21 protein-coding genes are annotated in these 20,333 nt (G+C 59.4%); 10 read left to right on the forward strand and 11 right to left on the reverse strand.

All coding sequences use genetic code 11. The features are described 5' to 3' along the window. Positions 1-44 precede the first annotated feature (44 nt). Together greA and FP2506_RS07660 are read left to right on the forward strand one after the other, a co-directional pair. Positions 45-518, forward strand: coding sequence for a transcription elongation factor GreA (greA, locus tag FP2506_RS07655; protein WP_007066864.1), 474 nt, complete (start codon positions 45-47; stop codon positions 516-518). Positions 519-609: 91 nt separating this feature from the next. Next, positions 610-1,707, forward strand: a complete 1,098-nt coding sequence (locus FP2506_RS07660) for a glycosyltransferase family 4 protein (protein WP_050765026.1) — start codon at positions 610-612, stop codon at positions 1,705-1,707. On the opposite strand, the gene FP2506_RS07665 is transcribed toward FP2506_RS07660, so the two are convergent. The 3 genes from FP2506_RS07665 to FP2506_RS07675 all read right to left on the reverse strand — a co-directional run bounded on the left by FP2506_RS07665 (position 1,644) and on the right by FP2506_RS07675 (position 5,423). Next, complete coding sequence (locus FP2506_RS07665; RefSeq protein ID WP_007066866.1) at positions 1,644-2,429, reverse strand: glycosyltransferase family 25 protein; 786 nt, start codon at positions 2,427-2,429, stop codon at positions 1,644-1,646. The genes FP2506_RS07660 and FP2506_RS07665 overlap by 64 nt on opposite strands. Positions 2,430-2,435: 6 nt before the next feature. Next, positions 2,436-3,821 carry a TrkH family potassium uptake protein gene (locus tag FP2506_RS07670; RefSeq protein WP_040489545.1) on the reverse strand — a complete coding sequence of 462 codons (1,386 nt, stop codon included), beginning with the start codon at positions 3,819-3,821 and terminating at the stop codon, positions 2,436-2,438. Between the two features lie 216 nt (positions 3,822-4,037). Then, entirely contained in the window at positions 4,038-5,423 is a 1,386-nt protein-coding gene (locus tag FP2506_RS07675; protein ID WP_007066868.1) for a TrkH family potassium uptake protein, read from the reverse strand. Positions 5,424-5,691: 268 nt separating this feature from the next. Between FP2506_RS07675 and trxB the strand changes: the two genes are divergently transcribed. The 3 genes from trxB to FP2506_RS07690 all read left to right on the forward strand — a co-directional run bounded on the left by trxB (position 5,692) and on the right by FP2506_RS07690 (position 8,645). Continuing rightward, positions 5,692-6,663 (forward strand): thioredoxin-disulfide reductase, encoded by a 972-nt coding sequence (trxB, locus tag FP2506_RS07680; RefSeq protein ID WP_007066869.1) that lies wholly within the window; start codon positions 5,692-5,694, stop codon positions 6,661-6,663. 79 nt (positions 6,664-6,742) lie between these two features. Then, on the forward strand, positions 6,743-7,639 hold the full coding sequence (locus tag FP2506_RS07685) for a LysR family transcriptional regulator (RefSeq protein WP_007066870.1): 897 nt from the start codon (positions 6,743-6,745) through the stop codon (positions 7,637-7,639). A gap of 145 nt (positions 7,640-7,784) precedes the next feature. Next, entirely contained in the window at positions 7,785-8,645 is an 861-nt protein-coding gene (locus tag FP2506_RS07690; protein WP_007066871.1) for a metallophosphoesterase, read from the forward strand. Positions 8,646-8,709: 64 nt separating this feature from the next. Here the strand turns inward: FP2506_RS07690 and FP2506_RS07695 are convergent, their stop codons facing one another. From FP2506_RS07695 to FP2506_RS07705, 3 genes are all read right to left on the reverse strand, one after another. Continuing rightward, positions 8,710-9,195: an SRPBCC family protein gene (locus tag FP2506_RS07695; protein WP_040489017.1), complete on the reverse strand. Its 486-nt coding sequence runs from the start codon at positions 9,193-9,195 to the stop codon at positions 8,710-8,712. A gap of 211 nt (positions 9,196-9,406) precedes the next feature. Continuing rightward, positions 9,407-9,907, reverse strand: a complete 501-nt coding sequence (locus FP2506_RS07700) for a hypothetical protein (RefSeq protein WP_040489019.1) — start codon at positions 9,905-9,907, stop codon at positions 9,407-9,409. Between the two features lie 433 nt (positions 9,908-10,340). Further along, positions 10,341-10,697 carry a hypothetical protein gene (locus FP2506_RS07705; protein WP_007066874.1) on the reverse strand — a complete coding sequence of 119 codons (357 nt, stop codon included), beginning with the start codon at positions 10,695-10,697 and terminating at the stop codon, positions 10,341-10,343. 415 nt (positions 10,698-11,112) lie between these two features. Here FP2506_RS07705 and FP2506_RS07710 point away from each other — a divergent pair, with 415 nt between their 5' ends. Beyond that, the gene (locus FP2506_RS07710; RefSeq protein ID WP_007066875.1) at positions 11,113-12,048 is read left to right on the forward strand and encodes a DMT family transporter; all 936 of its coding nucleotides are present in this window, start codon (positions 11,113-11,115) and stop codon (positions 12,046-12,048) included. Here FP2506_RS07710 and FP2506_RS07715 read toward each other — a convergent pair. The 5 genes from FP2506_RS07715 to FP2506_RS18330 form a co-directional block, all read right to left on the reverse strand. Further along, on the reverse strand, positions 12,045-12,377 hold the full coding sequence (locus FP2506_RS07715; protein WP_148227504.1) for a hypothetical protein: 333 nt from the start codon (positions 12,375-12,377) through the stop codon (positions 12,045-12,047). The two genes, FP2506_RS07710 and FP2506_RS07715, sit on opposite strands and share 4 nt — an antisense overlap. Before the next feature lie 112 nt (positions 12,378-12,489). Further along, complete coding sequence (locus tag FP2506_RS07720) at positions 12,490-13,086, reverse strand: hypothetical protein (RefSeq protein WP_007066877.1); 597 nt, start codon at positions 13,084-13,086, stop codon at positions 12,490-12,492. A 287-nt stretch (positions 13,087-13,373) separates the two neighbouring features. Further along, the gene (locus tag FP2506_RS07725) at positions 13,374-14,216 is read right to left on the reverse strand and encodes a class I SAM-dependent methyltransferase (protein ID WP_007066878.1); all 843 of its coding nucleotides are present in this window, start codon (positions 14,214-14,216) and stop codon (positions 13,374-13,376) included. A gap of 15 nt (positions 14,217-14,231) precedes the next feature. Further along, on the reverse strand, positions 14,232-14,585 hold the full coding sequence (locus FP2506_RS07730; RefSeq protein WP_040489024.1) for a hypothetical protein: 354 nt from the start codon (positions 14,583-14,585) through the stop codon (positions 14,232-14,234). A gap of 102 nt (positions 14,586-14,687) precedes the next feature. Next, on the reverse strand, positions 14,688-15,329 hold the full coding sequence (locus FP2506_RS18330) for a pyroglutamyl-peptidase I (protein ID WP_007066880.1): 642 nt from the start codon (positions 15,327-15,329) through the stop codon (positions 14,688-14,690). Positions 15,330-15,605: 276 nt separating this feature from the next. Here FP2506_RS18330 and FP2506_RS07745 point away from each other — a divergent pair, with 276 nt between their 5' ends. From FP2506_RS07745 to FP2506_RS07760, 4 genes are all read left to right on the forward strand, one after another. Further along, entirely contained in the window at positions 15,606-15,818 is a 213-nt protein-coding gene (locus tag FP2506_RS07745) for a cold-shock protein (RefSeq protein ID WP_007066881.1), read from the forward strand. Between the two features lie 321 nt (positions 15,819-16,139). Then, positions 16,140-17,645, forward strand: a complete 1,506-nt coding sequence (locus FP2506_RS07750; RefSeq protein WP_007066882.1) for an AMP nucleosidase — start codon at positions 16,140-16,142, stop codon at positions 17,643-17,645. Positions 17,646-17,656: 11 nt separating this feature from the next. Next, the gene (locus FP2506_RS07755; RefSeq protein ID WP_007066883.1) at positions 17,657-18,661 is read left to right on the forward strand and encodes an endonuclease/exonuclease/phosphatase family protein; all 1,005 of its coding nucleotides are present in this window, start codon (positions 17,657-17,659) and stop codon (positions 18,659-18,661) included. A gap of 87 nt (positions 18,662-18,748) precedes the next feature. Next, positions 18,749-20,329: a BCCT family transporter gene (locus FP2506_RS07760; RefSeq protein ID WP_007066884.1), complete on the forward strand. Its 1,581-nt coding sequence runs from the start codon at positions 18,749-18,751 to the stop codon at positions 20,327-20,329. The last annotated feature ends 4 nt before the right edge of the window (positions 20,330-20,333 follow it).

Below are 20,333 nucleotides of genomic sequence, written 5' to 3' on the forward strand. Positions count from 1 at the left end.
CGCCGGCGTTCATAAGCCGGTCGTGTCGAAAGGTGGAGGCCGAGATGCAGAAGGTCCCGATGACGACCCGTGGATTCGAGACGCTCAAGGAGGAACTGCGTCGTCGCCAGCAGGAAGAACGCCCTCGAATCATCCAGGCGATCTCCGAAGCGCGCGCCCATGGCGACCTCTCCGAAAACGCCGAATATCACGCGGCAAAAGAGGCTCAGAGCTTGAACGAGGGTCGGATCTCCGAGTTGGAAGATGTGACAGCGCGCGCGGAAGTCATCGACGTGTCGAAGATGTCCGGCGACAAGGTGATGTTCGGCGCCACCGTCAAACTCGTCGACGAGGAGACCGAAGAAGAACGTCTCTTCCAAATCGTCGGCGATCAGGAAGCCGACGTGAAGTCCGGCCGTATATCGATCTCCTCCCCGATCGCCCGTGCGCTGATCGGAAAGGAAGAAGGCGACACCGTCGAAGTTGCGGCACCGGGGGGCGCGCGGTCCTACGAGGTGCTGGAGGTCCTTTGGCAGTAGTTGCCGGCCATCTCACGGCGGTACGATGAGCTTGGGCGTGATCAGGAATTAGTCAGATGACGTATTCTCAATTCCTGCCCGAGTTTCTGGTATCAGGTTGAAAAGTCAGGCCAGTGCGAGCGCGACCCATGTGATCGCGCCCAATTTCAAGCGGCGTCTCTCCGGCGTGACGTCGACTATCGTTCAACTCTTGCCGCTACAGGTAAAACGCATCGCGATTGCCTCCATGGGGCCTGACGTCCTGCCCGAGGCCGTGCCGCGGCTTGCGTGGTTGTCCCTCCCCACGCTCTGGAGAAAACCGCGAGAAAAGCCGTTCCGCATCTGGCACGCGCGTCGGAATACCGAGATGTTGCCCGGTATTATCATGCGCGATGTCTTGCGCATGCCGCTTAGGCTCGTCTTCACGTCGGCCGCTCAGAGAGAGCATTCTGCCTACACACGCTTTCTGATAAATCGGATGGACCGCGTCATCGCGACTTCTACGAGGAGTGGCTCCTTCCTCAAGGTTCCGCATCGGGTCATCATGCATGGCATCGATTGCGACCGCTTCTCGCCGGACGGGCCGATGCCGGCTCTTGAGCCGAATCTTGCGGGCAGGAAGATCGTCGGCTGCTCCGGTCGGATCCGGCATCAGAAGGGCACGGACATCTTCGTCGATGCAATGATCGCGGTGTTGAAGGACAGGCCAGACTGGGTAGCCGTGATGACGGGGCGCACAACGAGCGAGCACGCAGATTTCGCGCGCCGATTGCGTGACCGGATCGACAAGGCAGGAATGACCGACCGCATTCTTCTCGTCGGCGAGGTCGAGGACATAGCGCCATGGTTTCGGCGCTTCGATCTCTATGTCGCTCCACCCCGCAACGAGGGCTTCGGACTGACGCCGCTAGAAGCGATGGCGAGCGGAACGCCCGTCGTTGCGACCGATGCCGGCGCGTTCCGCGAGTTGATCGTCGAAGGGAAAACCGGGACGGTGGTCGACAGTTTTTCGAGCGAAGCGATTGCCGCAGCGGTTGCTTTGTACATGGACGACGACTCAAAGCGTCGAGCCGCCTCAAAAGCCGCCCTCGCCCACGTTCGCACGTATTTTCCGCTGGAACGGGAAGCGGGCGAAATCGAAACGGTCTATGAAGAACTCTGGTCCGGCGCGAATTCCGACAGGTCGACGCGCGGCTCGCGGAATTCGTAGAACGTACCGCGGCCCACATGCAGCGGTACCAGCCTGAGCTGGGTCAGTGTCCGGCGCCAGCCATAGACCCAGTTGTCCGACGTCGGCGCGAGCCGGCCGCGGGGTTCATGGATCTGCGTCACTGTTGCAACGCCCGGATCGATCCCTTTCGCCGATAGAACCTCAGCCTGCACGGCGAGCGCCGGCTCTACCTGTGTCATCTCCAAACGGCCGCTGGCGTAGAGAAAGGCATCTGCCGGGGCGGCATGGTTTTCGATCGCAGCCAGCGCCTTACGGGCACCGTCCGGTGACAAAAGATAGGCTGCAGCACCCGCCTTGTCGCGCGCGATGTCCGACATCCTCCCATCGCTGGCGTAGCGCCGGAAGAACTTCCGACGCGCGAAATATTCCAGATTGATCAGGTCGTAGGCGGGCAATGGCTCTCGCAGAAATTCGGGTAGACGGGGCGAAAGCACCGCATCATCCTCGAAGATAGCGAGCGGTGCATCGTCGTCGGCGACTTTCTGCCAAAGGCTTGCATGCGAGAGCAGTACTGCGACCTCGACGCGCGTCATCGGGCGCTCCCAGAGCCCTGCCAACGCAGTAAAACGGGTCTCGTCCACATCCTCGGCGCTCAATGCGGAAAAACGCGAGAGCCTCAGTCCCAGCCGCTCGGCCTGCCGCTCCATGAAATCGCGGCGCTCCCGCGCCCGATCGAGATTGATGTAATAGGCCGGTACCACCTCGCCTCAATCCTTCCAGGTGGCAGGGAAAAGCAGGATCAGAACGGTTACGAGTTCCAGGCGCCCCAAAAGCATCGTCGCAGAGAGAACCCAGAGCGCACCATCCGGCAGGGAAGAGAAGTTACCGGCCGGGCCGATGATCTGGCCGAAACCCGGACCGACATTGGCAAGCGCAGTCAGTGTGCCGGAAAATGCGGTGATCAGATCGAGCCCGTACATCGAGAGGATTACGGTGCCGAGCAATAGCGTGCCGAAGAACAGGAAAAAGTAGATGGTTACCGTCTGTATGCCGTCCGGTGCGATCTCGTTGTTTCCATAGCGCATGCGTATGACCGCATGAGGCCGCACAAGCCGGCGAAAATTCGCCTCGACGACTTGGTAGAGGATGTAAAGACGGTTCGCCTTGATGCCGCCCGTTGTCGAACCCGCACAACCGCCGAGGAAAGTGGCGAGGAAGAACACGCCGATCGCCGCGTTCGACCAGAGCGTATAGTCCTCCGAGGCATAGCCCGTCGTCGTAACGATCGAGACCAGGTTGAAGGCAGAGGAAACAAGCGCCTCCTCGAATGGCGTGCCGTTGATCATTCGCCGCGAGATCGCGATCGTCAGACTGAGAACAAGGCAGAGTGACAGGAACACCTTGATCTGCGGATCGCGCCAGAGCTGGAACCGGCGCGGCAGGAAGGCCCGGATGTAGATGATGAACGGCATCGCGCCGAGGATCATGAAAATGGTGGAGGCGGCGAGAATCCGATTGTCCTCGAAAAAACCCATCGAGGCGTCGTGTGTAGAAAAGCCGGCCGTCGCAAGCGTCGTCATGGCGTGGTTGACGGCATCGAAGAAAGTCATGCCAAGGCCGGTATAGACCACAGTGCAGAGGACGGTCAGAACCACATAGGCGGCAACAAGACCGCCGGAGAGCTGGTTGATCCGGGGTAGGACTTTGTCCGACTTGTCCGAGCTTTCCATATGGAAGAGGGCCATGCCGCCCGTCCTGAGCGCCGGTAGGATCAGCAGTGCCATGCCGATGATGCCGATGCCACCAATCCACTGAAGCAGCGAACGCCACATCAGGATGCCGCGCGGCAGCGCGTCCAGACCGGATATTACGGTCGATCCGGTCGCCGTAATTCCCGACATCGACTCAAAGAACGCCCCCGCCAGCGTCAGCTCGAACGAGGCGACGTAAAGCGGTACGGTGCCGACGACTGCACCAAATATCCAGACTGATGTCACGATGAGAAAGCCAAGGCGCTGGGTAAAGCGTGGCCGGTCGCCACGGGTCGCGACGAAAATGAGCGCGCAGATCATGCCGATCAAAGCGCTCGAACCGACGAAGACCTTCCAGTCCTGATTGCCGTCCGCGATGTCGACGAGCGCGGGTATGAGCATAGCGCCCGCAAGAGCCAGCCCGAAACTCGACGTCACATTGGCGATCGTCCTGAAAATGGCCGGCTCCCCCAAGAACCACCCGCCAATATTCGTCATTGGGCCGGGACAGGATCGGAGCCCTTCGGATACAGACTGCAGCGGACACCGGCAACGGCGCACGATCTTGCGAGGCACTGCATGTTGCCGGGCTGCATCCCTCGTTATCCATAGACTGTTTCAGTCGGTCCAAGTCGGGGGATAGAAAAGGATCAGCACGGTGACGAGTTCGAGCCGGCCGAGAAGCATCGTCGCGGAGAGAATCCAGAGAGCTCCATCCGGGAGGGATGAGAAGTTGCCGGCGGGGCCGATTGTCTGACCGAAGCCGGGCCCGACATTGGCGAGCGCCGTGAGTGTTCCGGAAAATGCGGTCTCGAAGTCGAGGCCGAACAGGCTCAGCGCCACTGTTCCCAGAAGCAGCGTACCGAAGAATAGGAAGAAGAAAATGGTGACGGTCTGCACGCCCTCCGGTGGGATCGGATTCTGTCCGTACTTGAACTGGATCACAGCATGCGGCCGCACCAAACGCCGAAAGTTCGCGCCCACAAGCTTGTAAAGGATGTAGAGACGGTTCGCCTTAATGCCGCCAGACGTCGAGCCTGCGCAACCACCTAGGAAGGTTGCGAAGATGAAGATGCCAAGCGCGGCGTTCGACCAGAGCGTATAGTCGTCCGAGGCGTAGCCGGTCGTCGTGATGATCGAGACGAGGTTGAAGGCCGAGGAGACGAACGCCTCCTCGATCGAACTGGCATTATAGACGCGGCGCGTGATGGCGATCGCCAAGGTCAGTGTCACGCAGATCGCGAAGAAGACGCCGATCTGCGGATCGCTCCATAGCTGGAACCGGCGCGGCAGGAAGGCTCGAATATAAAGAACGAAAGGGAGCGCCCCCAGCACCATGAAGATCGTAGCGACGATCAGAATTCGGTCGTCCTCGAAATACCCCATAGAGGCGTCGTGCGTGGAATAACCGCCCGTCGAGAGGGTGGTCATGGCGTGGTTGATTGCATCGAAGAAGCTCATGCCGAGACCGGTATAGGCGATCGAGCACAGGAGCGTCAGGACAACATACGCCGCGACCAGTCCACCGGAGAGCTGACCGACTCGGGGTAACACCTTGTCCGACTTATCGGAACTTTCCATGTGAAAAAGCGCCATGCCGCCTGTTCGCAGCGCCGGCAGCACAAGCAATGCCATGCCAATGATGCCTATGCCGCCGAGCCACTGCAGCAGCGAACGCCACATCAGCACTCCCCGCGGCATCGCATCGAGGCCGGACAGGACCGTGGAACCCGTCGTCGTCAGGCCCGACATCGACTCGAAGAAGGCTCCGGCGTAAGTCACGCTGACGGACGAGACATAAAGCGGCACAGCGCCGATGATCGCGCCCACGATCCAGACCGACGTCACGATGAGAAAGCCCAGGCGCTGGGTGAAGCGCGGTCGGTCGCCACGCGTTGCCGCCGAAACGAGAGCACAAAGGACCCCGATGAGGGCGCCTGAGCCGACGAAGACTTTCCAGTCCTGATTATGATCGGAAATGTCGACAAGGGCGGGAATCAGCATAGCGCCGGCAAGCGCGAGGCCGAAATTCGACGTAACGTGCGCAATCGTTCTGAAAATGTGAGATGTCCCTAGATATCGTGGTCCGCCCCGTGACCCCGATTGTGCGGTGCGCTCAGACATTTACAGCGCCGAGGATCGTCCCGCAACGCTACATCTCTGCGAGTGTGAGACGGTGTGTGTTGCGAGGTCCGAACGGCTCACTTATTGAACAGCGAGCGGCCGTCGACCATCTCCCGGCGGCAGACGACAGTGATCGAAAGAGCGTGTCATGACCGAACGGCATACGGAAGTTCTCATCCTGGGATCAGGCCCGGCCGGCTACACGGCGGCTATCTACGCCGCGCGAGCGATGCTGAAACCGGTGATCATTTCCGGCTTGCAGGAAGGCGGCCAGCTGACCATCACGTCGGATGTCGAGAATTATCCCGGCTATGCCGACCCCGTGCAGGGCCCGTGGATGATGGAGCAGATGAAAGCGCAGGCGGTGAATGTCGGTTCGGAGATCGTCAACGATCTCATCGTCGAAGCCGACCTTGATAGTCGTCCATTCCGGCTGACCGCTGACTCTGGAACTGTCTATACCTGTGACGCGCTGATCATTGCGACGGGCGCCCAGGCCAAATGGCTCGGCCTCGAAAGCGAGGCAAAGTTCCAGGGGTATGGTGTATCGGCCTGCGCAACCTGCGACGGCTTCTTCTACCGCGGCAAGGACGTCGTCGTGGTCGGCGGCGGCAACACGGCCGTCGAGGAGGCACTGTACCTGTCGAACATCGCGAAAACCGTGACCCTAGTCCATCGCCGCGACGAGTTGCGTGCCGAGCGGATCCTTCAGGAGCGGCTCTTCGCGCGCGAGAACGTCAAGCTGCGCTGGAACGGTGAGATCGACGAAATCCTCGGTCAGGACAAGCCGATGCCGTCGGTGACCGGTGTGCGTATCAGGGATACGCGGACCGACGAGACCGAAGAGCTTGCGGCAGACGGCGTTTTCATCGCCATCGGTCATGCGCCGGCGGTCGAACTCTTCGAGGGCAAGTTGAAGCAGAAGGCGTCCGGCTATCTCTGGGTCGAGCCGGGCACGGTGCGCACATCCATCGAGGGAGTATACGCGGCGGGCGACGTCGCCGATGATGTCTGGAGGCAAGCTGTTACAGCCGCTGGCATGGGCTGCATGGCGGCCCTGGACGCAGAAAAGTGGCTGCAGACACGAGCGATCGAAGAACAGCGAGCAGCGGCCGAATAAAATTCGTGAAATGTTTGCGGACCTGCACTATGTTGCAGTGCAGCAATAATGACGCTTGGCGATAGAACGGACCGTATTCATGGCCCTCGACTGGGATAAGCTGCGCATATTTCACGCGGCAGCCGAGGCCGGATCCTTTACGCGCGCCTCTGAAAACCTTGGCTTGAGCCAATCGGCGATCAGCAGACAGGTTGCCGCGCTCGAGAGTGAAGTCGGGGTGCCGCTTTTTCACAGGCACGCCAGGGGGCTGATCCTCTCTGAACAGGGCGAGATGCTGTTCCAGACGGCAAACGACGTGCTGCAGCGGCTCGAAGCCGTGCGCATGCAGCTGACCGAAACGAAAGAGAGGCCGAGCGGAAAGCTGCGTGTGACGACCACCGTTGGCCTCGGCTCTGGCTGGCTGACGGAACGTTCCAAAGAATTTCTCGAACTCTATCCGGACATCGAGCTTCAGCTGATGTTTGACAATGAAGAGATCGACCTGACGATGCGGCGTGCCGATGCCGCGATCCGCCTCCGCCAGCCGCAGCAGCCGGACCTTATCCAGCGACGACTGTTCACGGTGCATCTCCACGTCTACGCCGCGCCGGGCTACATCACGCGCTTCGGCACGCCCGAGACGATCGACGATCTGGATCATCACCGCATCATCACCTTCGGCGAACCGGCGCCGCCCTATCTCCGGAACCTCAATACGCTGGAGACGGTCGGCATCGATAACGGCCATCCGCGTTCGCCGATCCTCCAGATCAACAACCTCATCGCCATCCGCTCGGCAATCGAGAGTGGGATCGGGCTTGGTCTCCTGCCGGACTACATGATCGACCAGCGTACCAAGCTCGTGCAGATCCTGCCGGAAATCGAGATGCCGACCTTCGACACATATCTCTGCTATCCCGAGGAACTGAGGAATTCGGCGAAGCTGCGGGTCTTCCGGGATTTCCTGATCTCGAAGGCTCGGACCTGGACGTTCTGACACCCGCCCTAAGAGAAGTCGAAGCGGCGGTTAGAAAAAGGACGTCTGCCACCCAGCGTGCGCGTGTCGGATATGGCGTGAGGCGTTTAAACTCCGTTGCTGAAGGTTGTCGGAACCTGTTTGAGCAATTGTGCGTCACTCACCGATGATATCCAACGATGTTTTCCCGACGATCCGGACCGGCTCGTGCGCCCTTGACGACGTGGGTCTTCCCAAGCGGATTATCGCCATCTCAGACATCCACGGAATGTCGGGCCATTTTGACCGTCTCGTCTCAAGCCTGGACGAGATCGAAGAGTTGGAGGATGCAGCCTTCTACATACTCGGCGACATGGTCGACCGAGGCCCCGACAGCCGCGGCGTGGTCAATCGGGTCATCGCGCTGATGGACCGGCGCAAGGGATCGCTGACCTTCATCGGCAATCACGATATGTGGTTCCTGCGGTTCCTCCGCGACGAGTTGGATCCTTATGAAATCGACATGTGGCTGACACAGGGCGGCAAGGAGACGCTCGAGAGTTACGGCGCTTCATTGGCTGAAACGCTGGCGAGCGCGCGTCGCCTCGTCATCGAGGCTGCACCCGGTCACTGCGCCATGCTTGAGGCTGCCGAGAGTATCGCACTCATCGGCGATTTCGCCTTCGTTCACGCCGGTGTCGATCCGTTGCGGCCGCTCGATCGCCAGTCACGCGAAGATTGCGCATGGATCCGTAGCCCGTTCATGCGTCACGAGGGTCGGTTGAGTCATGTCGTCGTGCACGGCCATACGCCTCAGAAGGGCAAGCGTCCGACAATCACGGAAAATCGGATTTCGATCGATACAGGAGCGGTCTATGGCGGGCTCCTGACCGCAGCCATTATCGATCGCGAACATCGGAGACTTGATTTCGTGGCGACGGATGGGGGCTCCATCGCACGAAGCGATCCACATCGGCTCGATCGCGGCTTCGGCACGGCCTTGGAAGATTTTACCGTGAACCAGTTCGTGGGCAAGCGCTTCGCCTGAGACGACGAAGGCCCGCATTCGTCACAATGCAGGCCTTGTCGTTCTTCCGAGATTCAGAACGCAGTCACATCGCGGCGGCTTTCTCCGCGATCGAAGCGAGACCGGCGTCGTAAATGCCGCCGATCGCGCCGGTCGCGTCCTCGTCGGTCGCCCCTTCGGCTGCATCGAAGGTTCCGGACCAGGACAGGGTCGACATCTCGCCCTCTCCCAAGACGGAAATCGTAGACTCATAGTTCGCGACCGGCAGAGGGCTCTCGAGGATCCGGTAGGTGTATGACATCGCCTCGTCATCGCGCGCGATCAGTTCCTCAAGGATCGAACCGCCGCCTTCCAGGGACAGTGTGCGTTGCGTCGCACCGTCGGCATCGCTTTCTTCGCATGAGGCGACCGCGGGGTGCCAATCGGCGATGGCGCAGAAATCGCCGACGGTCGACCAGACCTTGTCGGGCGTGGCGTTCACTTCGGTTTCCTTCGCAACGTCAAGCGCAAAGGCCGGCGTCGCCATAAGGACTATGGTGGCTAGAGGTGCGGCAATCTTCAGGGCTGTCATACTTCATTTCCTCCAAAACAAGCGGACGCCCCGCCGGACTAGATATCTGACGAGACCGCTCCGCGAAGGCAGGGTGGAACAGTTGAGGTCGACGGCAATAGGTCGGTGGTCCAAGTGACGTCGATGACCGAGCGTGGTCGACACAAAAAAGGCCCCGGCACTATGCCGGGGCCTTTCGATACGCTGATTAGCACGTATCACCGTCAGGTCGTTACTGGACAGACGTCTCAGCTTCGGGTGCCAGCGTACCGCCGGAGCCGGGCACGAGCGCGTTGTCGCCCTCACCCGAAATAATGCCCTTGTTGCCTGCGGCGATCGACTGACGGACTTCCGCTTCGTTCTGATCCATCTGGGCCTCGCTACCCGGGACGATGGTTTCCGAAGTTACGTCAGCGGCCGGATTTGCCGATCTGCTCAGATCGATGTCGCTTTCAGCGGCAACGTTCTGACGTTCGAGGGCCTGGTTCTGATCCAGCTGTGCCTCGCTGCCCGGCACAATTGTCTCGCCGGCTGGATTCGCGGCGGGGTTCGTTGGCTGGGCGAGGTCGATATCGCTCTGCTGCACCACGTTTTCGCGGGCTGCTTCCTGACTTTCTTCAACCGACGCCTGGCTACCCGGGACGATCGGCTCGTCTGCCGTCTGCGCGAGGGCGGGAATTGCAAATGCCGAAACGCCTGTGAGAATCGTGGCGATACGAAGTGTCTTCAACATTGTGAAACCTTTCCAGACGCACTTCTGTGCGCCGTAATCTTGATGTCTCGTCGATTTCAAAGCGATGGTCCTTCTCAGGGACCGTTCACGGGAAAGACGCACCAGAAAGAAATTCGTTGCGCCAACTCCCAAGGACAGCCCGTCTACAAATCACGAACAATGTCCCGTTATTCGAAATCAATCATTGCCCTTTTGTAATAATCGTTCCGTCTTAAATGAACAGAGCGCCGTTCATGCGATGACCTTGCAGTGAATTTCTGACTCCACCGCCTCGCTCACCTCGATAAGTAACAGAGCTTAAGGCCGAGCAAAAAAATAGCCCCCGCGACTTGCGAGGGCCATTCTTGGAGAAGCGATATGATATTTAGCGGTCACGCAGTGGGACGACAATGAATTCGGTCACCCTATGTCAAAACGCTTGTCTCGGACACGATTACTCGACGCCCGGCACGAGCGAGTTCTCACCATCATCGTCGACCGCATCAGTCTCGCCGACCGTCGTCGCATCGGAACCAGCCGGATCCTCTGCCGTCATCTCGCGCTCTTCTTCATCGGCTGCGTCCTCAGCGGGCTCAGTCGCGGGAAGCTCGGCTTCAGCATCCGACTCGATGGCCGGCGCGTCCGTTGCAGCGCCCTCCGAAGCAGAGACTGCATCACGCTCCGCTTCCTCCTGAGCTTCTACGCTCGACTCGGAACCAGGAATTACCGGCTCCTCGGTTTGGGCGAACGCAGGAATAGCAAACGCCGAAACGCCGGCCATGAACGTTGCGATGCGAAGGGTTTTCAACATTGTCGTCCCTCAATCTTTTGTATCCGGCTCTAGCCGGAACTTGTGCCGCCTCCGCGCTTCGGAGGAAACTCAGCTGAACAATTGCATTTCGCTGGAATTGGTTGCCAAAGACGACATAACGCTTGCGTGAGAAAATACTCTCTGGGCATCTCTGTGCAGTATACAGATTTTTTTGCTGCGGATGGAATCTCTCTATTTCGCTGCCTTTCGTATAAGGCTTTCTATTTCTTCAGAAGACTTCCGGCACGCATTGGGTTGGGACCATCGAAAGGACGGACAGAGCCTTACGATGATGTGATCGATTGCATCTGGCTTTCCGGGTTGGAGGACGGCAAGGCGGAGTCGAAAGCCGTTCCCAGGCAGCCGCTTTGATCATCGGAGCCGGGGAAAGATACGATCATATCGGAGGACCACCATGGTCGGATTGGTCAGCAACGCCAATGAGGATCGGGCAGCGCTTGCCATTGGAATGATGCTTCTCGCCTATCTTGGCTTTTCCGGCATCGACACCAGCGCGAAGTGGCTCGGCCTTGTTGGTCTTCCTGCTCTCCAGATCGCTTTCATGCGCTATTTCACCCACTTCGTTATCTCGACCGCATTGATCGCGAAGGATGGTATCGGGATGGATCGGTTCCGATCCGAGCGGACAGGACTGGTGCTTATCCGAGCTGGTTTCCTCGCTGGATCGACCTGCGCGAATTTCGTAGCGGTGCGCTATCTGCCGCTGACACTGACCGCCACGATCATGTTCTCGTCACCCATCATCATTTGCGCTCTGTCGGGGCCGATCTTGGGCGAGCGGGTGGGACCTTGGCGCTGGGCTGCGATCATCGTTGGATTCTTAGGCGTGTTGATTGCGATCCGTCCGTTCGACGCCGAGTTTCACTGGGCGGTCTTCCTTTCGCTAGCCGGAGCCTTTTGCGTCGCGCTCTATACGCTCCTGACACGCAAGCTCGCCGGCAGCGTTCATCACGAAACCATGCAGTTCTATAGTGGTGTGGTCGGCACGGTCTGCCTCGCGCCATTCGCTTTCTTATTCTGGGAAATGCCGCAGACCTGGCTTGCGACCGTTCTTCTCGTCGCGATCGGCGGGTTTGGATGGTTCGGGCACGAGATGCTGACGCGGGCGCACAACTATGCCGATGCCTCGGCCCTGACACCGTTCACGTATGTTTTCATCGTCTACCTCACGATCGCAAGCATCCTCGTATTCGACGAGTGGCCCGGAGCCTGGACGTTAGTCGGCGCCGCGATTGTTGCTGGCGCCGGCTTGGTCATCTGGTTCCGCGAGAGACGGCTGGAGCGGATACGGCGCAGGAACAGTGCACCCGCTACATGCGGGGTCGGCTAGCGAGGGGTCTGGCCGGGTACGCGGCCGCCGGAGGGAGTCGAAGCCTGCGCGGAAGGCGTAACACCGTTGACTGTCGGTATGCCGGACGGTGTGCCGCGGGCATCGCCGAAACCGAAGAGGAACGGAATGCCCTGACTGACCGGCCGAAGGACCACTCGACCATCGGGAAGGCGAACCGGCCGACTATCGCGTCGCTCTCGCTCCGACAGTTTCACTCCGACGATGTCATAGCCGTCACGGTCGACGGCACGTTGCGCCTCGGCCTCATTGATCGAGAACGTAGGAACGACAAAAGCGACCGAAATGGCCATCAATCCGAGAGTTCTCATAGAGGCCTCCATCTCAAACTAAAACGTATAGAATGGAGACGGCCTTCGCCATAATTTGGTTCCGATACACCCTACTCTGCTCGCCGACTGGCGGAACGATCGCGATTTCCGATCAGAAATGGGTCGGTATGTCGTCGCGGACCGGCTCCCCCGGGTGGAGCGCGCCAAGAAGGCGATGAATGGGCGCTCGAACCTCGGAGATACGACGACTTTCGATCGCACAGAACATCGTGAAAAGCCGACCTTCCGATGTCCAGAACCAGATAGGAACGGTGAGGCTGCCTCGCTTGGAGTGTGGCGTATAAACTCGACGTGCGAACCCTTCTCCATCGATATCGAATATTATCGGTGTATCGCGCGTCGCCCATTCGCTCACCGGCAGAGACGGGTCTTCGATCGTATTGTCGGCAACCTCGTTCAGCTTGGTCCCAAGCCACGTTTCTACAGAACGCCACGGCCAGACCTTGCTATTGGTCACGTCGTTTGTCTTTAGCCAACGCGCTCCAGCCGGTCGTGGAGGAGCGGCGGCATAAAGACAGGTTAAGCCGCCATCGCAATCTGCGTCATCGCACTCAAAACGTTGCCCGACCGCCATTGTCGCATCTTGAGCCGGCCCTGCGGACCATCCCACGATGGCCTGCGCCTCGGCGCTGGAAAAAGCGGCCAGTGCGAAAAGGCTGGCGAGCAGGAAGCTCATAGTTTTCTTCATCGCGCAAATTCTCTGAAACCAGTAATCCGAGAAGATCAGACTCTAGCGTTCAAGACTTGCCGATAACTGTTTCGCGCCGCGCTTTCATCGATAGCGCGGCAAAGACCGCTTATCGAGGCACTTGGCCAGGGACAATGCCTTCTGAAGGTGTCTCCTGAGACGCCATTTCGCGTGCAGCCATTCCATCGTCAGCGGTGGTGCAGGCGCCGACCAGCAACAGTGCGGCGATAATGGTCGTAAGAATAGACGGTTTCATCGATATCTTACTCTGTTTGTGTCGTCGGATGTTATCGGTCGGGTGCGTCGCTCGCATGACGGGTCATGTTTCGTGCAACAACGAGGTGGCCAGGGGCCGGCGCGGCGTCTTGAAGGCGGACGGTAATTGCCTCGAAATATTCGAGCGAAAAACCGTGTCTGGGCAAGAGTTCGCGCAAATAGGCTTCGCCGTGATGGAAACGCTGTGCCGTGCCGACCGCGAAGGGCCTACCGGCGAGTTCTGTCTCGGTCATCGTCTCTGTTGAGAAAGCAAAGCTTCCACCGGGTTCGAGTCGTCTCGAAGCGGCGCTGAACAGAGGATTCAAATCCCCGATATAGGGCAAAATGTCGGTTGCCATTATCAAGTCGTAAGCGGCTTCAGCATGCTCGCTTTTGAGAAAATCGATGGCTTCGGCGACGTAGAGCCTATCGTAGATCCCTTTCTCACCGCAGATCCTGATCATCTCTTCGGAGAGATCGACGCCGGTGGTCGTCCCGCCACGGCCCGACAGCGCTTCGATGGCAAGGCCCGTACCGCAGCCCAGATCGAGTACGGTTTCGAAGTGCCGACCGGAATCCCGTAATACGTACGCGACAAGTTCCGGGACCCGGTAGCGCAATTGCCGGACGAGAATGTCTTCGAAGTCTTCCGCATGTTGATCGAAGAGGGTCGCAACGTAAGCTTTCCCCGCATTCGGAGGCGCGTCGCGAAAACCCAAACCTGCGAGGCGTATCTCGGCACCGACATGATCTGATGGATCGATCGTGAGGCATCGCGAATAGGCGTCTGCTGCTGCATCGCGATCACCACGCTTTTCTGCAGCGAGGCCCTTATTGTAAGCCTCGCCGAGCGCCTCCTCGTCAAAATCAATCAACGTCGAACCTGTTGCTTACCGCGAAATCGGCAGTCCGCCGCCTCTCGTGGCCCTGTCGTCTTGCAATGGCTGCGGGTTCGAGCTCGAAGTGGAGGGTAGCGCCATGCCGATCGCGCCGACATTGTTTTCCAGCCCCCCGGGACCACGTCGGCGCGGTTCACCGATACCGTCGTTGAGATCGACGCCCGGCAGCCCGGAATACTGACCGCGCTGACCGGTAGGATAGCCCGCGCCGTACTCCACCACGGTCCCGCCGCTCGTCATCGGCGCATTGTTCAACGATTGCGCCGACACCTGAGGAATTGCAGCGGCCATGCCAAGTACGGCCGAAAGGGTCGATGCGGTGAGGATGGACATTTTGAAGGGCATTGAAGTTCTCCGGGACATCTTCCAGCTTAAACATGACATAGACTGAACCGTTCCGCTCAAGATATTATTCACAAGAAGCGAAAAGCTTTCCGACGGAAGGCCTCAGGAAGCTTTGCTAGAGACAGAGCCCAACAGCGAGGCGAGTCCGACGGCGAAGCTTCGGAGTTTCTCGGCCGATATCGAATTGAAGACCTGAGGCGACGCCTCGCCGCTCGCCAGAAAGTCTGCAACGCGTTCGTCGCTCATCGGCACATGGACGAAGCCGTATGCTGCTATTCCGAGAGCGCCGGCGTTGTGGGCAAGCTTATACAGCGTGTCGTTACAGAGGTAGGCGCCCGCGTCGTTAGACCATTCGAATTCGATGCCCTCTCGTCGCAGGATACCGGCTACTTCCACCCATGGTAGCCGGCAGGGATAGGATGATGGGCCTTCCAGAATACTGGGCCCTGCGGGAAAACCACCGAATGCGTCCTTTTGCCCGAGCTCACGCCGGTTTCGTGCGACGAGCTCCAATCTCAAACGCTCGGTTCTCATATGAAGACCGAAGAGAACGACGTTTACAGGCCGTGTTCGTTCAATCGCTTCATGCAGTACTGTCCAACTGTTCTCCCAGTCGACCGGAAGAAGCAGCGGGTAAACTTCCGTAGCAGCACCCCCGTGCTGCTTGAGGGCCTCAATAAGATCAGCCGTTGGGTTGAATGGAGCCCCCGGAAATGACGAAAAGCCGGCAAAGAGCGACTTCATCGACGAAAATGCAATGATTGCTGGAAGGGAGACAGGCCGGGCGCAATATAGAGAGCGGTGGGCATAAGAAAAGTTTTACTTGCCAATAGCTCGTTAGGCATGCATCCTCGCTTTGTTCGGGCAATTTCGCGAACGCTAGGTATGGACGATCTGCGCATCGGAAGCGCTTCTTCCGAGCGGCGAAAGCCGCGGTGAGTTGGTTCCTTCCTTAAGTACAAGACTTGCCTGCCGCTGCCTACGGGCGACAATGAATGCTAAGGATCAAGGGTTCCTACAATGGCGCAGACCGGTACGGTCAAATTCTTCAACACCGAAAAGGGCTTTGGCTTCATCAAGCCTGACAACGGTGGTGCTGACATCTTCGTCCACATCTCAGCAGTTCAGGCGTCGGGCCTCGCCGGGCTCGAAGAGAATCAGAAAGTATCCTTCGAAACGGAGCCGGACAAGCGCGGGAAGGGCCCGAAAGCGGTCAACCTGGAACCGGCATAATACGGCCGGCTGAAGGTCCCGAACACATCAGCTGAAGCGAAGCGGCGAGGCGGCATGGTGCCTTGCCGCGCTTTTCGCGTTTTAAGAAACGCCAAAGCGGCGTCCTGCGCGAACCGGTCGAGCGGTCGATCGAGCGTTACCAGGCGTCGCCTTCGTCACTTTTCGCGCCAAAGCTTCGCCATTGAGCGAGCCTTACGAAAAGCAGGTCTATATCCTTCGACGACAATCATTCCGCTAACGACGCATGGGAAGCGTCGCCTTCCCTTTGGGCGAAGCGCGACACCTCTTCCTCTCCGGAGACCCGTCCACTAGCTTGGGCGCATGCAACAGAGACCGAACCACTTTAACGATCTCGATTCAGCGCAGACACCGGTACCGGCCCCCGGACAGAGCTTCGAGGATGCAGGAGCTGCTGTCGACGAGCTTTGTCGCCTCTATGAGCGGGCGATCAATTTCTTGTCCGATCGCTTCGAGGCGATCATCGCCAGCGGCATGGCTTCGGAGAGGGTTCGGGCATTCTATCCGCAGGTCTCGATCACCACGACGAGCTATGCGAAGATCGATTCGCGGCTCTCGTTCGGCCATGTCAGCTATCCGGGCCACTACACGACGACGATCACTCGGCCGGACCTTTTCCGAAACTACCTCATCGAGCAGATCGGACTCCTGATACAGAACCACGGCGTCCCGGTCGTGATCGGCGACTCGCGCACCCCCATTCCGTTGCATTTCGCCGTACCAGACGGTTCTTACGTGGAAGCGGAAAAGGTCGCGCGGCTCGGTGGACCCTTGCGCGACATCTTCGACGTTCCGGATCTTGCCGCTACCGACGACCGCATCGTCAACGGCAACTATTCACCACCCTTTGGCGAAGGCCGTCCACTCGCGCCCTTTACCGGTCAGCGCATCGATTATTCGTTGCATCGCCTTCAGCACTACACGGCGACGAACCCGGAGCATTTCCAGAACTTCGTGCTCTTCACCAACTACCAGTTCTATATCGACGAATTCTGTATCATCGCGCGACAGACAATGGCCGAGGGCGGTCGAGGCTATCAGTCCTTCGTCGAACCAGGCAACGTCGTGACCCATGCGGGTCAGATCGAACCAACAAGTGGCGAGGCGCCGGCACGCTTGCCGCAGATGCCGGCCTATCACCTGATCCGTGAGGATGGCAGTGGCGTCACGATGATCAATATCGGCGTCGGCCCCTCCAACGCCAAGACGATTACAGACCATGTCGCCGTACTGAGACCCCATGCCTGGCTGATGCTCGGCCACTGCGCCGGCCTGAGGATGAGTCAGGAACTCGGCGACTACGTGCTCGCGCATGCCTATGTTCGTGAAGATCACGTACTCGACGCCGACCTGCCGGTCTGGGTACCAATCCCCGCGCTTGCCGAGGTGCAGGTTGCTCTCGAGGAAGCGGTCGGAGAGACGACGGGGCTTTCCGGCTACGAACTGAAGCGGGTCATGCGAACGGGCACCGTCGCGACCATCGACAATCGGAACTGGGAACTGCGGGACCACCGCGAGCCGATCGAGCGGCTTTCTCAGTCGCGTGCCATCGCGCTCGACATGGAGTCCGCGACGATCGCCGCGAACGGATTTCGGTTCCGCGTGCCATACGGGACATTGCTTTGCGTCTCCGACAAGCCGCTGCACGGCGAACTGAAACTGCCCGGAATGGCAACGGATTTCTACCGCCGTCAGGTTTCCCAGCATCTGAAGATCGGTATGCGCGCGCTGCAGCTGATGAGTGAATTGCCGCCGGAACGCATTCACTCCCGTAAGCTGCGGTCCTTTACTGAGACGGCATTCCAGTAGGTCGATCGAACATGGAAACGCATGGCGGCCGGCGTATCTCGTTCGGTCTGAACCGTCTCTCGCGCGCCCTGCCGGCCGTCGCGGGGCTCTGCGCGGCCGCGGCGATCGCCGGCGGTTTCTTCGGCACGGCGATCCGGCCGCTCGACTCCTTCGCGCATTTTCGCGAGCATCTCGCCTTCGTGGCGGTGTTTCTCGCCGTCGTGTCTATGGCCGTTTCGGGATCGTGGACGAAATTTGCGGGTCTTGTTGTGGGAGGCTCCGCCGTACTCGCACTCCTTTCGACGACGCCTTTCACGGTTGCAGACACAAGCCGGACGCAAACGGCTGGGAATGGCGACAGGCTCTACTCGCACCTTCAGATGAACCTGCTGTTCGATGCCGACACTGCGCCTGCTGTCGCGCTCATTCGAGAGTTGGAAGCCGATTTCGTCACGCTTCAGGAAGCTCCGCCGCGCTGGATAAAAGCGCTGCAGGCAGTCACTGACATTTATCCTCATCGTTTCGCATGCGGCGCTTCCGTTCCCGTAGGCGGTCCCGTAATCCTGTCGCGCTGGCCGATCGAGGCCGGCTCAGAGGAATGCAAAGCCAATCTCGGCTTCGCCTCAGCTCGCGTCGCGCTCGGTAAGGACGGGAAGCTGACCCTCGTCTCGCAACATCTTCATTGGCCCTGGCCCTTCCAACAATGGCCTCAGATCGATGCTCTCTCCGGCGCATTGCGTGGGCTCCCAAGGCCCCTCCTGATCGGCGGGGATTTCAATGCAACACCGTGGAGCGCGGCGATCGCCAGCTTCGCGGAGGCAAGTGAGACAATTCCGATCGAGGGGATCGGTCCGACCTTCGCCCCGAGCGATCTTCCTGCCTCCTGGAAACGATCGATCGGACTCGCCATCGACAATGTGCTGGCCTCTCGAGAGATAGACATTTTGTCGACGAGGACACTGAAGCCGACGGCATCCGATCATCTGCCGGTCCTGACACGGTTCAGCATCGTTCGGAGGACAGGAATTCCTTATTAATCAAAAAGTTAGATATCAACGACGCGACTACTTGTTGGGCATCCGACGAACGCGACCTAATGTACTGAAGCAGAAGAGGATTTCTCGATGCTTCAGACTCTCCGCCAACCGGTTTTTCTCGCCTCGACCATCATAATCGTGGCTCTTGTCCTAGTCGGTGCCAGCTTCCCTGATCTCTTCAAATCGAATGCCCAGAGCGCACTCGACTGGACGGTGCAGAGTTTCGGTTGGTTCTACCTGATCTCGGTCTTCGGCTTCGTTCTGATCCTGTTCTATCTCGCGCTGTCGAAATACGGCTCCATCAAACTCGGGCCGCCAGACAGCCAGCCGGAGTTCTCTTTCTTTTCCTGGGTCGCGATGCTGCTCGCGGCGGGTTTCGGCGTCGGCCTCGTCTTCTACGGCATGGCCGAACCGATGAAGCACTTCGTGACTCCACCCTATGGTCTCGCCGAGGCGCGCTCCAGCGATGCGGCCGCCCTCGCCATTCAGTACAGCTTCTTCGACTGGGGCGTTCACCAGTGGTCGACCTTCGCCATCGTTGGCCTGATCATCGGCTATCACCAGTTCCGCCGAAACGAGCCCGGCCTCGTCTCGACCGTCCTCAAGGAGCCGGTTTCGAAGCTGCCCGGTGCCAAACGCGTCGGCAACGCGGTCGACGTCTTCGCGGTAGTCGCTACCGTGATGGGTGTTGCGACCTCGGTTGGCCTCGGCGTCCTGCAGATGAACGGTGGCCTCGAAATCCTCTACGGCATTCCCAAGAACACCTTCGTCGAGTTCTCGATCCTCGCCGTTCTCGCCGCCTGCTATCTGCTCTCGGTCTCGTCAGGCCTCGACAAGGGCATCAAGATCCTCTCGAACATCAATCTCGCACTCGCCGGCCTGTTGATGCTCTTCGTCTTCCTCGTCGGCCCCACCCGCGTGATCGCGGAGACCATCGTCTCCGGCTTCGGCGACTATCTCCAGAACTTCTTCGTCATGAGCCTGAAGGCGACGCCCTTCGACGGATCGACCTGGGCGAACGACTGGACAATTTTTTACTGGGCCTGGGTGATCGCCTGGTCGCCATTCGTCGGCACCTTCGTCGCCCGCATCTCCTACGGCCGGACGATCCGCGAATATGTACTCGGCGTCCTCATCATGCCGCCGCTTCTCGCCATCCTGTGGATCGGTGTCTTTGGAGGCGCGGCGCTGCACCTCGAACTTGCTCAGAACGCAGGGCTTGCGGACGCAGTCGACGACAACATCACCTCGGCCCTGTTCGAGCTTTTCAAGCTGCTGCCGCTGACGCAGATCTTTTCGCTGCTCAGCATCCTGCTGATCTTGATCTTCCTAATCACATCAGCGGATTCAGCCTCCTACATCCTTGCGCAGATGACGCACAACGGCGAGGCGGACACGCCGCTGTTCAAGCGCCTGACCTGGGGCATCCTGCTCGCCGCCATCACGCTGACGCTGATCGCGAGCGGCGGCCTCGAGGGGCTGCAGGCAGCTGCGATCCTTGCTGCTCTGCCCTTCACCTTCATCATCTACGCGATGGTCGCCGTGCTGTTCCGGGAGCTCGAACGGGACCGGCTCAAGATCCTGCGCGAGCTTCAGGACATTCACGGAGCGCCGGTCGCGGCCGACCAGCACGAGGCGCGCAAGATGTCGAGTGCGCCTGGCGAATAGGATT

Source organism: Fulvimarina pelagi HTCC2506 (genome assembly GCF_000153705.1).
Classification (GTDB): Bacteria; Pseudomonadota; Alphaproteobacteria; order Rhizobiales; family Rhizobiaceae; genus Fulvimarina; species Fulvimarina pelagi.